A 14,357-nucleotide genomic window follows, 5' to 3' on the forward strand; every position below is an offset into this window, starting at 1 on the left:
GGACTGGATCCGGCCAGTGTGCGCTGCCACACCTACGCGGGCGGCGCGGCTCGCAGGCCAACCCCGGGTGAACAGTTCACCGCGGCGGACGCCCCGGACCGGGCCGCCCGCCCGGCCGTTCAGCGGCTGCCGTCGAGGATGACCCGGGCGACCAGCGCCGGGTCGTCGTTCATGGGGACGTGGCCGCAGCCCGGCAGCCGGACCAGCCGCGCTCCGGGGATGGTCCGCTTGGCGCGGATCCCCTGCCGGGGGACGAGCAGCCGGTCGCGGGCGCCCCAGGCGACGGTCACCGGGATGTCGGGCACGTCGTCGGTGAAGCGGACGGTGGCCCCCGCGCGGAGTGTCTCGGCGAAACCGGTGGCCCCGGCCAGCGCGAGCGTCTCGGCGACCACGGCCTCCGGTGAACGGCGCCCGGGCCGGGCGTAGATGGTGCTGGTCAGCGCCGCCCGGCCGGCCGCGGAACGGGCGAGGCGCTCGACCAGCGGGAGCGGCATGCGCTCCGCGATCCGGCGCATGCCGAGCAGCACGGTGAACGCGTACCGGCGCTCGGCCGGGGTCCAGAAGCCCGCCGGGGACAGGGCGGTGACGGACCGTACGAGCCGCTCGCGGCCGAGTTCCAGGGCCAGCAGACCGCCGAGCGAGTTGCCGGCGACGTGCGGCCGGTCCAGTTCCAGCGTCTCGCACAGGGCACCGAGGGCGGCGTTCATGGTGGGCAGATCGTGACGCAGACCGTCGGGCAGGGACGGGGAGGCGCCGAATCCGGGCAGGTCCACGGCGATCACCTCGCGTTCGGTCGCGAGGATGTCCACCACCGGGTCCCAGGCCTGGCGGTGGTGGCCGATGCCGTGCAGCAGCAGCAGCGGTTCGCCGCGTCCCACGCGCGCGTAGGACAGGGTCACGGGCTGCGGACCGAGGGGAGAGGTGACCTTGAAGGAGACGGTCGCGGACATGAGGGTGCTCCTCGTCTGGGACTCGCGGAAAGGGGCGCCGCCTGACGCCGTAGACAGCTTGTCAGCAATTGCTACCAGCCGGTAGCCCCGCGATCGCGGACCCGGCCCCGCGCCGCGCGCCGGACGCGCCGGTGCCGCCTGGACACGGCCGTACGGGTCGGCTGGGATGGAACCGTGACCGCCGACACCGTGACCGACGTCTTCGAAGAGCACCGCTCCGTTCTCCTGGGAGTGGCCTATCGCATGCTGGGCCGGGTGGCCGACGCGGAGGACGTGGTCCAGGAGGCGTGGCTGCGCTGGTCGGGTGGCGACAGGGCCGCCGTGCGCGAACCGCGCGCGTACCTGGTGCGCGTCACCACCCGCCTCGCCGTCGACCGGCTGCGCCAGATCAAGGCGCGCGGCGAGACCTACGTCGGCCCGTGGCTGCCCGAGCCGTACGCCACCGACTTCGGCGACACCGTCCCGGACACCGCCGAGCAGGCGGTGCTGGCCGACTCCGTCTCGCTGGCCGTCCTCGTCGTCATGGAGTCCCTCTCGCCTCTGGAACGCGCGGTCTTCGTCCTGCGTGAGGCGTTCGGCTGTCCCTACGCCGAGATCGCCGCCATGCTCGACCGCGGCGAACCGGCGGTGCGCCAACTCGCCGGACGCGCCCGCCGCCACGTCGAGGAGCGGCGCCCGCGCTACGACGTCGACCCCGCCCTGCGCCGCGACCTCACCGAGCGCTTCCTGGCCGCGGCGGCCGGCGGCGACATGGCGGCGCTGATGGAACTGCTCGCGCCGGACGTGCGGCTCGTCGGCGACGGCGGCGGCACGTCGCGCGCCCCGCTCAGGGTCCTGGAGAGCGCCGATCACGTGGGACGCTTCCTGCTCGGGGTGGCCGGCAAGGAGGCGCAGGACCTCACCGTCCACTTCCTGGAGCTCAACGCGGGTCCCGCGCTGCTCGTCCTGTCCGGCGGCCGGCCCGACTCCGTCGTCCAGCTCGACATCGCCGACGGACGCGTCCAGGCGGTGTACGTCATCCGCAACCCCGACAAGCTCCGCTCGCTCCCCACCCTTCCGTAGACGCCCCCGCGCGCAAGGGCCCCCGCCACCTCGCGGGGGCCCTTCGCCGTGCCGATTGGTATTGACCAAGGGTGAGGGCCGCCTTATCGTCGCTGAGAAGTGAAACAACCTTTAATAAACAAGGGCGCTAAAACGCGGCCGGACACGGCGATCGTGGAGGACAGGGTGGGGACCTCGCAGCTGGAAACGGTGCCGGAACCGAAGTACTGGCACCTCAGGACCGTGCTCAGCGAGGCGCTGGACTCGGAGTTCTCGGTGGGCGAGATCCTGCCCAACGAGCGCGATCTCGCCGCCCGCTTCGGCGTCGCCCGTGCCACGCTCCGGCAGGCCCTGGAGCAGCTCGAACTGGAAGGCAGGCTGCAGCGCCGCCGCGGTGTGGGCACCACCGTCGCCCCGCCGCGCATGGGCGTCTCCGTCGGCACCGCGCAGCACGCCTGGCCGGGAGGGCCGCTGGACGCCTGGCAGACCCTGGACTGCGTCCCCGAGGTGCCGCCCGCCGCCGTCGCCGAGACCCTGGTGACCGGCCGCGAGGAGCCCGTGCACGTCATCCGGCGCTCCCGCGTCACCCACGGTCAGCCCGTCGCCGCCGAACTGCTGTACGTCCCGGCGGAATCGGTGCCCGGGCTGTCCGCCATCGACGCGCCGTCCGGCGCGCCGCGCGCGCGTGCGGTGCTGCGTGAACTGCAGCGCCTGGAACTGGAACGGCAGGAGAACGCCGTCGAACTGGGCTCCGCCCGCGCGGACGACGCCCGGGAGCTGGACCGCCTGCCCGGCGCGCCCGTCCTCGTCGTCACCACACGCTTCGTCGCCCGCGGCCGCACCGCGGCGCTCTCCGTGGCGACGTACCGCGCGGACACCTGCCGGCTGACGTTCGGCGACTTTGGCGGCGTCCACATCCACCACGGCCCGGAACGCCACGCCTCCTGACACCACCCGCCCGGCGTGGGCACCAGGCGCCTCCCCGCGCAGCACCCCGGTGGGCAACCACAAACCCCAGGGGGCGCGGGGAACCGCGCGCCCCACCACAGCGCACCCGCAGAAGACCACGGCGCCCCACGGAGTCAGCCGCTGCGCCGACGCGCGGTCACCGTGCCCTCCACGGCGAACAGTTGCGACTCCACGTGGTCGAGGGCGAGCCGCACCGCTCCCGTCGCGACCGCCGCCTCGCCGAGGAGGGACAGGGACACCTCCGGCGGGCGCAGGCAGTAGCGGGCCAGTTCGCCGCGCAGCGGCTCCAGCACGCCGTCCAGGCCGGCCGCCCAGCCGCCGATCACGACCAGTTCCGGGTCGAGGGCCAGCACCAGCGCCGCCACGTCGTGGACCAGCCGGCCGATGAAGCGGTCCATGGCCTCGAGCGCCCGCGGGTCGCCCTCGCGGGCCTGGGCGAAGACGGCGGTGACCGCCTGCTCGTCGAGCGGATGCAGCGGCTCGTCCGTCGTCGACAGCAGGGTCTCCGGGGTCGCCTCCCGGCCCAGCAGATGCAGCGCCCCGATCTCCCCGGCCGCCCCGCCGAACCCCCGGTGCAGCCGTCCGCCGATCAGTGACCCCGCGCCCGGGCTCAGTCCGGCCAGGACGAACACCACGTCGTCGGTGTCCTTCGCGGCCCCCTTCCAGTGCTCGGCGACGACGGCCGCGTTGGCGTCGTTCTCCACCAGCACCGGACACTTGAAGGACCGCCTCAGCCGCTCGCCGAGACCCAGCCCGGTCCAGCCGGGCAGCGCCGTGCCCAGCCGTACGGTGCCGTCCGCCTCGACGATCCCCGGGGTGCCCACGCCCACGGCCCGCAGCGAGCCACGGGAAACACCCGCCCGGCGCAGCAGCTCCCCGACGGCCGCGTGCAGCCGGTCCAGCCGTTCGTCCGCGTCGACCGTCTCGTCGACGTCCCGCGCCTCGGCGCCGACCACCCGGCCGTCCAGATCGGCCAGCAGCGCGGCCACCCGGTGGACGCCGATCTCCAGGCCGAGCAGATGTCCGGCCTCCGCCCGGAACCGGAAGCGCCGCGCCGGCCGGCCCTGCCGCCGCGCGGTGCCCTCCTCGGCCGCCGCCTCCACGACGAGCCCCGCCTCGATGAGCCCTTCCACGACCCCCTCGACGGTCGGCCGCGACAGCCCGGTGACCCGCGTGACCTCGGTCAGCGTCGCGCAGTCCGTCGCCCGCAACGCGTGCAGCACCACCGCGGAGTTGATCCTCCGCAGCAGCGAGGGGTCCCCGCCGGTCAGCCGACCCACCGTCCGTCCTCCCAGCTCGTGCGCGTGTTGGGCGGATCGTACTCGGCGTGGCGGACCCCGGCGACCACCGGGCGGGAGCGCCCCGGACCCGCCCCGGCGGACCCGGCTCACCCCGGTGCCACGAAGCCCGACTCGTAGGCCGCGATCACCGCCTGCGTCCGGTCCCGCGCCCCGAGCTTCGACAGCACGGCGCTCACATGGGACTTCACGGTCTCCGTCCCCACCACGAGCCGGGCGGCGATCTCCGCGTTGGTCAGGCCCCGCGCCATCAGCCGCAGCACCTCACCCTCCCGCTCGGTCAGCCGCGCCCGCTCCAGCACCGCCCGCGCGGCCCGGTTGCCACCGTCCTCGCCGTACTCGGCCGCGAGGCGGCGCACCGAGGCGGGGAACAGCAGCGACTCGCCCTCGGCGACCAGCCGCACCGCGTGCACGATCTCCGCGGGCCGTGCCCGCTTCAGCAGGAACCCGTCCGCGCCGGCGCGCAGCGCCCCGTACACGTACTCGTCGTTCTCGAACGTCGTCACGACGAGGATCTTCGGCGGCGCGTCGACCGACCGCAGCAGCGCGCGCGTGGCCTCGATCCCGTCCAGCAGCGGCATGCGGACGTCCATGGCGACCACGTCCGGACGCAGTCGCCGCACCAGCGGGATCACCGCCGCCCCGTCGGCCGCCTCCCCGACGACCTCGATGTCGGGCTGCGCCTCCAACACGGCCCGCAGACCGGCGCGTACGAGGGGTTCGTCGTCGACGAGGAGCACGGTCACCGGCATCCGGCCAGCCTAGATCAGCCCAGCGGCAGCTCGGCCCGCACCCGCCATACGCCCTCGTCGGGGCCCGTCCAGGCGCGGCCGCCGAGCAGCGCCGCGCGCTCGCGTATGCCGCGCAGACCATTGCCCCGCCCGGCGCCGGGCACGTCCTCCGTCAGCGGGTTGCGGACGTCGAGGAGCAGCGTGCCGTCCGCGACACCGATGCGGACCCGCACGGGGACCGCCCCGGCGTGCCGCAGCGCGTTCGTCAGCGACTCCTGCAGGATGCGGTAGCCCTCGCGGGACACCGGCCCCGGCACCGTCTCCAGCGGGCCCGTCACCTCGGCGTCGACCTCCGCGCCGGAGGCGCGGGCGGACTCCAGCAGGCGGTCGGCGTCCACGAGGCCCGGACGGCTGGCCGCCGGCCTCTCCGGCTCGCGCAGTACGCCCAGGACCCGCTCCAGGTCCTCCAGCGCCGCCCGGCCCGTCTCCTCGATGGCGTCCAGCGCCCGCTCGGTGAAGGCGGGATCGCCCGCGGCCCGCGCGGCACCGGCCTGCACGACGGCGACGGTCAGCGCGTGACCGATGGAGTCGTGCAGCTCCCGTGCGATGCGCGTGCGCTCCAGGAGTTGCTCGGTCCTGGCCTCCATCGCGGCCAGGCGTTCGGCGGGCGAGGGCCCGAGCAGCCGTCGCGCCGTCGCGGTGACCAGCTCGCCCAGCCCCACCACGACCGCGTACAGCGCGGCCAGCGGGAGCGGCACCAGCAGGGCGTACGCCCAGTGGCGGGCCGCGTCCTCCAGCACCGGCACGCCCCCGGGCACCGTCCCCGTCGCCGCCTCGACCAGGGAGTAGGCCAGGAGCGGCAGCCACACCGTGAGACCGACCGTCACGACCGCCAGAGCCACGCGCACCGCCAGCCACAGCGCGGTGCGCCCGCGGTCCCGCCATGTCGCCGACGGCTGCTGCGAGAAGCCCGGTTCCGGCTCGTCGGGCGTCAGCAGCAGCAGGGCCTGCACGCCCTCGCCCCTGCGCACCGCGGAGACCAGTCCCAGGGGGACGAGCACCACCGCGGGCACCCACGGCTTGCCGGGATCGATGAACATCCACACGCTGAACGGCAGCCCGGGCACCCAGAGATGCAGCAGGCGCGTGTACGTCTTCCCGCGCAGGAGCGGGCGCAGCATGCGGGTCACCCCGTCATGGTGCCAGGGCCCCGCCGGCACCGGCCTCCCCCGCGCGGGGGAGCGGATCTCCCCGCCCGGGGGAGGCCCCGCCACCGGTCAGGCAGTCAGGCTGAGGCACATGACCAGCATCGACGTCCAGGACCTCACCAAGGAGTACGGCACCCGGCGAGCCGTAGACCACCTCACCTTCCGTGTCCTGCCCGGCCGCGTCACCGGCTTCCTCGGCCCCAACGGCGCGGGGAAGTCCACCACCATGCGCCTGGTCCTCGGCCTCGACCACCCGACGTCGGGCTCGGCGACCGTCGGCGGACGCGCCTACGCCACCCTCACCGAACCCCTGCGCCACGTCGGCGCGCTGCTGGACGCGCAGGCCGCCCACGGCTCCCGGACCGGCCGCGACCACGTGCGCGTCCTCGCGGCGAGCCACCGGATCCCGGACCGCCGGGTGGACGCGGTACTGGAGGAGACCGGCCTGGGACCGGTGGCCCGCAACCGGGTGCGGACGTACTCCCTGGGCATGCGCCAGCGGCTGGGTATCGCCGCCGTGCTGCTGGGCGACCCGCAGGTGGTCATGCTCGACGAGCCGTCCAACGGCCTCGACCCGGAGGGCATCGTGTGGATCCGGGCGCTGCTCCGCCGCCTGGCGGACGAGGGACGCACGGTCCTGGTCTCCAGCCACCTCATGAACGAGACGGCCGTCTACGCCGACCACCTCGTCGTCCTCGGCCGCGGCCGGCTGCTCGCCGACACCCCGATGCGGGAGTTCATCGACGCGCGGGTCCGCCCGTCCGTCCGGATCCGCACCTCCGACGCCACCGCCCTGAGGAACGCCCTCGCCCGGCACGGCCACGACGCCGAGGAACACCCGGACGGGCACTGGACCGTACCCGGCGCGCGCGTGGACGACATCGGACGCCTCGCCTCCGCCGCGGGAGTACCGGTCCTCGAACTCACCGCCGACGAGGGCACGCTGGAACAGGCCTACCTGGATCTGACCGCCGCCGAGACCGAGTTCACCGCCCAGCCGCAGGAGGCCTGACCATGCAGTTCGCACCCGTGCTCCACGCGGAGTGGCTGAAGATCCGCACCGTCCGCTCGCTTCCGGGCACGCTGTTCGCGCTGTTCGCCGTGACCACGGTGTTCTCCGCCGTCGCCGGAGTGGACGGCGCCTCGGACCCGGGGGCCGACCCGCTGTTCACGGCCCTGTCCGGTGTCGCCCCGGGACAGATCGCCGCCATCTCCTTCGGCGCCATGGCCGTGTCGGCGGAGTACCACGACGGGGCCCTGCGGCTCTCCCTCGGCGCGGTCCCGCGGCGGGGACGCTGGTTCGCCGCGAAGATGACGGCGATCGCCCTTCCCACCCTGCTCGTCGGGCTGCTCACCGCCCTGGCCGCCCTTCTCGCGGCGCGGGCGGGCCTCGGCGACGCGGCGAGCGGCCTCGGTACGGCCGAACAGGTCCGCGGTGTGCTCGGCTGCGGCGTCTACCTGACCCTGATGGCGCTCTTCGCGGCCGGCCTCGCCACCCTGCTGCGCAGCGGAGTGGCCACCCTGTCCGTACTGATCCCGTTCATCCTGGTCGTGTCCTTCGTGATCGGCGACGCGGCCGGCACCGCCACCGAGTTCCTGCCCGACCGGGCCGGACAACTGGTCCTCCAGCAGACCCCCGAGGGAACCCTGGGCCCCTGGACGGGACTTGCCGTGACGGCGCTGTGGACGGCCGCCGCCCTGCTCGCCGGGGCGTGGAGCCTGCGCCGCAGGGACGCCTGAGCGGCGGCGGGCTGACGCCCCGCCAAGTGTCAGTGCCGACGGGTTTACTGGGACCCATGAACATCGCACGGCACATCGCCCTCATCGACGAGCTGTGCTTCCGCCCCTTCCCGGCGGAGCGCGGCCCGTCGGACGTCGGCTTCGGTGCGCCCGGCCACCATGTGGCGGTCCTCGAGAGCGGCCCCGGTCCGGGCGACGGCGACCCCGCAGACCTGGCGGTCGCGGCGGACCAGTTCGAGAAGGGCCGCGACGCCGTCTACGAGGTGCTGGCCTCGCGCTGGGGGGACGTCAGCCCCTTCAACCTGCGGACGCTGCTGCTGCGCACCGAGCGGGAGGACATACCCGAGCCGTGGGCCGGGCTCTGCGCCCGCGCGGACGTGGCGTGGCTGTGGGAGGTCCTGGGCACCGGACGCTGGGTCGCGGTGGCGGTCGCCGACCGGGACCCGGGGGAGGGGCTCCGGCTGCTGGCGGTGGTCACGGACACGGCGCCGCCCTGACCGCCGTCCTCACCGGTCCGCCGCGGCCTCCCGCAGCCGGCCGAACTCCTCCGCGAGCGTGGCCGGCGTCCAGTGCGCGTTCAGCCCGCTCGGATTGGGCAGCACCCACACACGTGTCCCGCCGATGGTCCGCGCCTGCGGCCCCACGCGCGCCGTCCGTTCGTCGAACGCCACGCGGTAGGCGGTGACGCCGAGCACGGCCAGCCACCGCGGACGCAGCCGGGCCACCTTCGCGGCGAGCAGCCGGCCGCCCTCGCGGTACTCCTCGGCACTCAGCTCGTCCGCCCGCGCGGTGGCCCGCGCCACCACGTTGGTGATGCCCAGCCCGTACGACAGCAGCTTCTCCTGCTGCGACGGCGGCAGCAGGTCCGGAGTGAACCCGGAGCGGTGCAGGGCCGGCCAGAAGCGGTTGCCCGGGCGGGCGAAGTGGTGTCCGGTCGCGGCCGTCATCAGACCCGGGTTGATCCCGCAGAACAGCACGCGCAGACCGTCCGCGGCCACGTCCGGTACGAGGCGGTCGCGGGCGGCCTGCAGTTCCTCCTGGGTGAAGCGCCTCAGAGGATCGCCCCGGGGGTGTAGCCGGCGGCCTCCGGGCGCTGCTTCACGATCGCGTCGATACGGCCCACGACGACGCCCACCTGGTCGCTCGCCGCGCCCGTGAAGGAGAGCTTGTCCGCCATCAGGGCCTCCAGCCCGGCCCGGTCGAGGGGCAGCCGCTCGTCGGCGGCGAGCTTGTCGAGGAGGTCGTTGCGCTCGGCGCCCCGCTCCCGCATGGCGAGGGCCGTGGCGACGGCGTTCTCCTTGATCGCCTCGTGGGCGACCTCACGTCCGACGCCCGCGCGCACCGCGCCCATCAGGACCTTGGTGGTGGCGAGGAACGGCAGGTAGCGGTCCAGTTCCCGGGCGACGACCGCGGGGAAGGCGCCGAACTCGTCGAGCACCGTCAGGAACGTCTCCAGCAGGCCGTCCAGCGCGAAGAACGCGTCCGGCAGCGCGACCCGGCGCACCACCGAACAGGACACGTCGCCCTCGTTCCACTGGTCGCCCGCCAGCTCACCGGTCATCGAGGCGTAGCCGCGCAGGATCACCATCAGACCGTTGACGCGCTCGCAGGAACGGGTGTTCATCTTGTGCGGCATCGCGGACGAGCCGACCTGGCCCGGCTTGAAGCCCTCGGTGACCAGCTCGTGCCCGGCCATCAGCCGGACGGTCTTCGCCAGCGACGACGGCGCGGCGGCCAGCTGCACCAGGGCGGTGACGACCTCGTAGTCGAGGGAGCGCGGGTAGACCTGGCCGACGCTCGTGAACGCCTGCGAGAAGCCCAGGTGCCCGGCGATCCGCTGCTCCAGTTCGGCGAGCTTGCCCGCGTCCCCGCCGAGCAGGTCCAGCATGTCCTGCGCCGTGCCGACCGGGCCCTTGATGCCGCGCAGCGGGTAGCGGTCCAGCAGTTCCTCCACCCGGCCGTGTGCGACCAGCAGCTCGTCGGCCGCGGTCGCGAACCGCTTGCCGAGGGTGGTGGCCTGCGCGGCCACGTTGTGCGAGCGTCCGGCCATGACCAGCTCGCCGTACTCGGCGGCCAGTTTGCCCAGGCGCGCCAGCACCGCCACGGAACGGTCGCGGATCAGCTCCAGGGAGAGCCGGATCTGCAGCTGCTCGACGTTCTCGGTGAGGTCGCGGGAGGTCATGCCCTTGTGCACGTGCTCGTGCCCGGCGAGGTCGTTGAACTCCTCGATCCGCGCCTTCACGTCGTGGCGGGTGACCTTCTCGCGCTCGGCGATCGAGGCCAGGTCGACCTGGTCGAGGACACGCTCGTAGTCGGCGATCGCCGCGTCGGGCACCTCGATCCCGAGGTCCTTCTGAGCCCGCAGCACGGCGAGCCAGAGCTGCCGCTCCAGCCTCACCTTCTGCTCGGGGGACCAGAGCGTGGCGAGCTCGGCGGAGGCGTAGCGTCCGGCGAGGACGTTCGGGATACGGGGCTTGGCGGGCGCAGCAGTCACGTACAGGGAGTCTACTGGCGATTCCTGCAGGCCGGTGCCACGGGGTGACCTGGAGGAACGTACGAGGAGCCGCTACGCGTTCTCGTACGGCAGCAGATCGGGCCGCTTCGGCGGCAGGCCGTCGCCGGAGGAGCGGCCGGTGAGGCGGCGGCCGATCCACGGCAGCAGGTGCTGCCGGGCGAACCGGGCGTCCGCGACCCGCCGGGCCGCCCAGCGCGGGGGGAGCGTCGCCTCCGGGGGCAGGTGCCACGCGGGGTCCTGGGGGGCGTAGCCCAGCGTCTGCCACACCGCCTCCGCGACCCTGCGGTGCCCGTCCGCGGTCAGGTGCAGCCGGTCCACGTCCCACATCCGGGGATCGGCGAGCGAGGGCGCCCCGTAGAGGTCGACGACCAGCGCGCCGTGCCGCTCGGCGAGGTCGTCGACGCATGCGAACAGCGCCTCCATGCGCGGCCGGAACCGCTCCAGCACCGGGCCCTGGCGGCCGGGGCTGCGCATCAGCACCAGCTGTTTGCAGTGCGGGGCCAGCCGCTCCACCGCCTCCGTCAGCAGATCCCGCACCTGGACCATGTCGCACTTGGGCCGGAGGGTGTCGTTGAGCCCGCCGACCAGGGTGATGACGTCGGCGCCCATGGCCGCGGCGACCCCGACCTGCTCGTCGACGATCTGCCGGATCAGTTTGCCGCGCACCGCGAGGTTGGCGTACCGGAAGCCGGGAGCGGTGGCCGCCATCCGCCCGGCGAGGAGGTCGGCCCAGCCGCGGTAGGTGCCGTCGGGGAGCCGGTCGGACATGCCCTCGGTGAAGGAGTCGCCGAGGGCGACGAGGCTGCTGTGGTCGGGATTCGTCTGCATGGCGACAGAGATGGTATCCCGTGGCACATACCCGGCGGTCGGTCGGGCTCCCCAGCGGCTCAGGCCCGCTGCCCGAACAGCTCCTGCAGCACGTCCTCCATCGTCACCAGGCCCGCCAGCCGTCCGTCCGCCCCGAGGACGGCCGCCAGATGCGTGCGGCTGCGGCGCATGGCGGTGAGGACGTCGTCCATCGGGGTGCTCTCCCGCACCCGCGCGATGGCCCGCATGTCCGCCGTCCGGAACGGCATGTCGCGCGGGGAGGCGTCCAGGGCGTCCTTCACGTGCAGATAACCGACGATCCGCCGCTGCTCGTCCACCACCGGGAACCGGGAGAACCCGGACTCCGCCGACAGCCGCTCCAGCCCCTCCGGGGTGACGCCCACGCGTGCGTAGACCACCCGCTCCAGCGGCATCACCACGTCCCGCACCGGACGGCGGCCCAGTTCCAGCGCGTCGTGCAGCCGCTCCCGCGCGCGGTCGTCGATCAGCCCCGCCTCGCCGGAGTCCTTCACGATCTGGGCCAGCTCGGCGTCCGAGAAGGACGCCACCACCTCGTTACGCGTCTCGACCCGCAGCAGCCGCAGCAGCGTGTTGGCGAACGCGTTGATCGTGAAGATCACCGGACGCAGCGCACGGGACAGCGTCACCAGTGGCGGACCGAGCAGCAGCGCGGTGCGCACCGGCTCGGCCAGGGCGACGTTCTTCGGCACCATCTCGCCGAGCAGCATGTGCAGGTACGTGGCGAGGGTCAGCGCGATCACGAACGACACGGCGTGCCCGGCGTCGTCGGGGACACCCGCCGCGTGGAACATCGGTTCGAGCAGGTGGGCGATAGCCGGTTCGGCGACGACACCGAGGACGAGCGTGGACAGGGTGATGCCGAGCTGCGCGGCCGCCATCAGCGCCGACACGTGCTCCAGACCCCACAGCACGCTCTTGGCGCGCCGCTCGCCCCGGTCGGCGTACGGCTCGATCTGGCTGCGGCGCACCGAGATCAGGGCGAACTCGGCGCCCACGAAGAAGGCGTTGACGACGATCATCGCCAGACCGATGAGCAGCTGTACGACGGTCATCGACGCGCCTCCTCGTCATCCGTGCTCCCGGCCGTCCGCGGTCCCGCCGAGGGACTGTCGCCGGCCGGCGCGTGCAGGTGGACCCGTGCCGCACGGTGTCCGGCGGCGTCCAGCACCTCGAGCCGCCAGCCCGCCAGCTCCAGGGTGTCGCCGGCGTCGGGAATGCGGCCCAGCCGGGCGGCCACCAGCCCGGCCAGGGTCTCGTAGGGCCCCTCGGGCGCGCGCAGCCCGACCAGGGCGAGCTGGTCCACGCGAGCGGCGCCGTCGGCCGCGAACAGGGTCCGTCCGTCCTCGTCGGTTCCGGCCCGGGCGAGGTCGGGCGTCTCGTGCGGGTCGTGCTCGTCCCGCACCTCGCCGACGACCTCCTCGACGATGTCCTCCAGGGTGGCCACCCCCGCCGTGCCGCCGTACTCGTCGATCACCACGGCCATGGTGCGCCGCCCGGACAGCCGGTCGAGGAGACGGTCGACCGTGAGTGATCCGGGGACCAGCAGCGGTTCACGCATCAGCTCCGACACCGGCACCCGGGCGCGACGCTCCGCGGGCAGCGCCAGTACGTCCTTGACGTGCGCGGTGCCGACGACGGCGTCCAGCGTCTCGCGGTAGACGGGGAAGCGGGACAGTCCGGTCGCCCGCGTCACGTTCAGCACGTCCTCGCAGGTCGCCTGCACCTCCAGGGCGATGACCTGGACGCGCGGGGTCATCACGTTCTCCGCGGTGAGGTCGGCGAGGTTCAGCGTGCGGACGAACAGCTCGGCGGTGTCCGGCTCCAGCACGCCCTCCTTCGCGGAGTGCCGGGCGAGCGCCGCCAGTTCCTGCGGTCCGCGCGCGGACTCCAGTTCCTCGGCCGGTTCGAGGCCGAGACGCCGCACCAGCCGGTTTGCGGTGTTGTTCAGATGGGTGATGAACGGCCGGAAGGCGACGCTGAACCAGCGCTGGGCGTTGCCGACCCGCTTGGCCACGGCCAGCGGCGAGGAGATCGCCCAGTTCTTCGGCACCAGTTCGCCGACCACCATCAGGAACACGGTCGACAGGGCCGTGCCGATCACCAGGGCCAGGGAGCGTGCCGCGGAACCGGACACGCCCAGGCTCTCCAGAGGACCCGCGAGCAGCGCCGCGATCGACGGCTCCGCCAGCATGCCGATCACCAGGTTGGTGACGGTGATGCCGAGCTGCGCGCCGGAGAGCTGGAAGGTCAGGCTCCGTACGGCCTGGAGCGCACCCGCCGCGCCCCGCTCACCGCGTTCGACCGCCCGTTCCAGCTCGCTCCGCTCCACCGTGGTGAGGGAGAACTCGGCCGCGACGAACGCGCCACAGGCGAGCGAGAGCAGGATCGCCGCCAGGAGAAGGAGCACTTCGGTCATCGGGTCACCTCAAGTCCCATGGTCGGACAGGACGGGAACGGATGCTCGATGTCGCGGACCGGGGGCTCGCCCATGGGCGGACGCACACAACCTTTCATGGAGGGCCGAGTGGCCCGTCGAAGCCAAAGGATCGCCAAAGGATGGTCCAGGGGGTCTTGGGGCCGTCGTTCATCCGGTCAGCGGTTTCACCCAGCGCCGCCACCGTTCCTCCGGCGTGTACCCCGCGGCGCCCCATGCATGGTGCGCGGTCTCGTTGCGCTGGAGCACCATCGCGTCCGCACGGCGCCCGCCGAGCCCGGTGAACCTCTCCTCCGCGGCGGCCAGCAGAGCCGAGCCGATGCCCCGGCGGCGGCGGTCCGGGCGCACCGCCAGCCGGTAGAGGTGGCAGCGCCAGCCGTCGAAGCCCGCGATCACCGTACCGGCGAGCTCGGCGCCCTCCTCGGCGAGGATCAGCGCCCCGGGGTCGCGCGCGACCAGCCGCTCCACACCGGCCCGGTCGTCACTGATGCTGGTGCCCTCGGCGGCCACCTTCCAGAAAGCCAGTACACGGTCGAGGTCCTCGGGCCCGGCGGCCCGTATGCGCAGCTCACTCATGCGGCCGATCCCAGCACGCGGGAGGGCGGCCGGTGCGCGATTCCAC

15 protein-coding genes are annotated in these 14,357 nt (G+C 73.8%); 5 read left to right on the plus strand and 10 right to left on the minus strand.

The window, feature by feature from the left end; all coding sequences use genetic code 11:
- Positions 1-119 precede the first annotated feature (119 nt).
- Positions 120-950 (minus strand): alpha/beta fold hydrolase, encoded by an 831-nt coding sequence (locus ACZ6A9_RS17710; RefSeq protein WP_468986015.1) that lies wholly within the window; start codon positions 948-950, stop codon positions 120-122.
- A 174-nt stretch (positions 951-1,124) separates the two neighbouring features.
- On the opposite strand from ACZ6A9_RS17710, the gene ACZ6A9_RS17715 reads away from it, so the two are divergent.
- Together ACZ6A9_RS17715 and ACZ6A9_RS17720 are read left to right on the plus strand one after the other, a co-directional pair.
- On the plus strand, positions 1,125-2,012 hold the full coding sequence (locus tag ACZ6A9_RS17715; RefSeq protein WP_468986017.1) for an RNA polymerase sigma-70 factor: 888 nt from the start codon (positions 1,125-1,127) through the stop codon (positions 2,010-2,012).
- 165 nt (positions 2,013-2,177) lie between these two features.
- Complete coding sequence (locus ACZ6A9_RS17720; protein ID WP_468986019.1) at positions 2,178-2,939, plus strand: GntR family transcriptional regulator; 762 nt, start codon at positions 2,178-2,180, stop codon at positions 2,937-2,939.
- Between the two features lie 134 nt (positions 2,940-3,073).
- Here ACZ6A9_RS17720 and ACZ6A9_RS17725 read toward each other — a convergent pair whose 3' ends face one another.
- From ACZ6A9_RS17725 to ACZ6A9_RS17735, 3 genes are all read right to left on the minus strand, one after another.
- On the minus strand, positions 3,074-4,240 hold the full coding sequence (locus ACZ6A9_RS17725; protein WP_468986022.1) for an ROK family transcriptional regulator: 1,167 nt from the start codon (positions 4,238-4,240) through the stop codon (positions 3,074-3,076).
- Between the two features lie 107 nt (positions 4,241-4,347).
- Positions 4,348-5,010, minus strand: a complete 663-nt coding sequence (locus ACZ6A9_RS17730; RefSeq protein ID WP_468986025.1) for a response regulator transcription factor — start codon at positions 5,008-5,010, stop codon at positions 4,348-4,350.
- A 14-nt stretch (positions 5,011-5,024) separates the two neighbouring features.
- Positions 5,025-6,179 carry a sensor histidine kinase gene (locus ACZ6A9_RS17735; RefSeq protein ID WP_468986029.1) on the minus strand — a complete coding sequence of 385 codons (1,155 nt, stop codon included), beginning with the start codon at positions 6,177-6,179 and terminating at the stop codon, positions 5,025-5,027.
- A gap of 109 nt (positions 6,180-6,288) precedes the next feature.
- On the opposite strand from ACZ6A9_RS17735, the gene ACZ6A9_RS17740 reads away from it, so the two are divergent.
- The 3 genes from ACZ6A9_RS17740 to ACZ6A9_RS17750 are packed head-to-tail and all read left to right on the plus strand — an operon-like array spanning position 6,289 to position 8,434.
- Complete coding sequence (locus ACZ6A9_RS17740; RefSeq protein ID WP_468986032.1) at positions 6,289-7,209, plus strand: ATP-binding cassette domain-containing protein; 921 nt, start codon at positions 6,289-6,291, stop codon at positions 7,207-7,209.
- Positions 7,210-7,211: 2 nt separating this feature from the next.
- Positions 7,212-7,937 (plus strand): ABC transporter permease, encoded by a 726-nt coding sequence (locus ACZ6A9_RS17745; protein WP_468986035.1) that lies wholly within the window; start codon positions 7,212-7,214, stop codon positions 7,935-7,937.
- A 56-nt stretch (positions 7,938-7,993) separates the two neighbouring features.
- Complete coding sequence (locus ACZ6A9_RS17750) at positions 7,994-8,434, plus strand: hypothetical protein (RefSeq protein WP_468986041.1); 441 nt, start codon at positions 7,994-7,996, stop codon at positions 8,432-8,434.
- Between the two features lie 9 nt (positions 8,435-8,443).
- Here ACZ6A9_RS17750 and mug read toward each other — a convergent pair whose 3' ends face one another.
- The 6 genes from mug to ACZ6A9_RS17780 form a co-directional block, all read right to left on the minus strand.
- Positions 8,444-8,992, minus strand: coding sequence for a G/U mismatch-specific DNA glycosylase (gene mug / locus ACZ6A9_RS17755; protein WP_468987208.1), 549 nt, complete (start codon positions 8,990-8,992; stop codon positions 8,444-8,446).
- The gene (gene purB / locus ACZ6A9_RS17760) at positions 8,989-10,431 is read right to left on the minus strand and encodes an adenylosuccinate lyase (RefSeq protein WP_468986045.1); all 1,443 of its coding nucleotides are present in this window, start codon (positions 10,429-10,431) and stop codon (positions 8,989-8,991) included. The genes mug and purB overlap by 4 nt, the downstream gene beginning before the upstream one ends.
- Positions 10,432-10,503: 72 nt before the next feature.
- A complete protein-coding gene (locus tag ACZ6A9_RS17765) occupies positions 10,504-11,280 on the minus strand; it encodes an SGNH/GDSL hydrolase family protein (protein ID WP_468986051.1) in 777 nt (258 codons plus the stop codon).
- A gap of 59 nt (positions 11,281-11,339) precedes the next feature.
- Entirely contained in the window at positions 11,340-12,353 is a 1,014-nt protein-coding gene (locus ACZ6A9_RS17770) for a hemolysin family protein (RefSeq protein ID WP_468986054.1), read from the minus strand.
- Positions 12,350-13,717 (minus strand): hemolysin family protein, encoded by a 1,368-nt coding sequence (locus tag ACZ6A9_RS17775; RefSeq protein ID WP_468986057.1) that lies wholly within the window; start codon positions 13,715-13,717, stop codon positions 12,350-12,352. Before ACZ6A9_RS17775 ends, ACZ6A9_RS17770 begins: the two co-directional genes overlap by 4 nt.
- Positions 13,718-13,885: 168 nt before the next feature.
- A complete protein-coding gene (locus ACZ6A9_RS17780) occupies positions 13,886-14,311 on the minus strand; it encodes a GNAT family N-acetyltransferase (protein WP_468986058.1) in 426 nt (141 codons plus the stop codon).
- Positions 14,312-14,357 lie beyond the last annotated feature (46 nt).

The sequence above is a fragment of the Streptomyces sp. NPDC041124 genome (genome assembly GCF_055592385.1).

What these genes read in the sequence shown, in the direction of transcription:
- ACZ6A9_RS17710 (WP_468986015.1), bottom strand. Translation starts at nt 950, where the DNA reads ATGTCCGCGACCGTCTCCTTCAAGGTCACCTCTCCCCTCGGTCCGCAG.
- ACZ6A9_RS17730 (WP_468986025.1), bottom strand. Translation starts at nt 5,010, where the DNA reads ATGCCGGTGACCGTGCTCCTCGTCGACGACGAACCCCTCGTACGCGCC.
- ACZ6A9_RS17740 (WP_468986032.1), top strand. Translation starts at nt 6,289, where the DNA reads ATGACCAGCATCGACGTCCAGGACCTCACCAAGGAGTACGGCACCCGG.
- ACZ6A9_RS17745 (WP_468986035.1), top strand. Translation starts at nt 7,212, where the DNA reads ATGCAGTTCGCACCCGTGCTCCACGCGGAGTGGCTGAAGATCCGCACC.
- ACZ6A9_RS17750 (WP_468986041.1), top strand. Translation starts at nt 7,994, where the DNA reads ATGAACATCGCACGGCACATCGCCCTCATCGACGAGCTGTGCTTCCGC.
- ACZ6A9_RS17765 (WP_468986051.1), bottom strand. Translation starts at nt 11,280, where the DNA reads ATGCAGACGAATCCCGACCACAGCAGCCTCGTCGCCCTCGGCGACTCC.
- ACZ6A9_RS17770 (WP_468986054.1), bottom strand. Translation starts at nt 12,353, where the DNA reads ATGACCGTCGTACAGCTGCTCATCGGTCTGGCGATGATCGTCGTCAAC.
- ACZ6A9_RS17775 (WP_468986057.1), bottom strand. Translation starts at nt 13,717, where the DNA reads ATGACCGAAGTGCTCCTTCTCCTGGCGGCGATCCTGCTCTCGCTCGCC.
- ACZ6A9_RS17780 (WP_468986058.1), bottom strand. Translation starts at nt 14,311, where the DNA reads ATGAGTGAGCTGCGCATACGGGCCGCCGGGCCCGAGGACCTCGACCGT.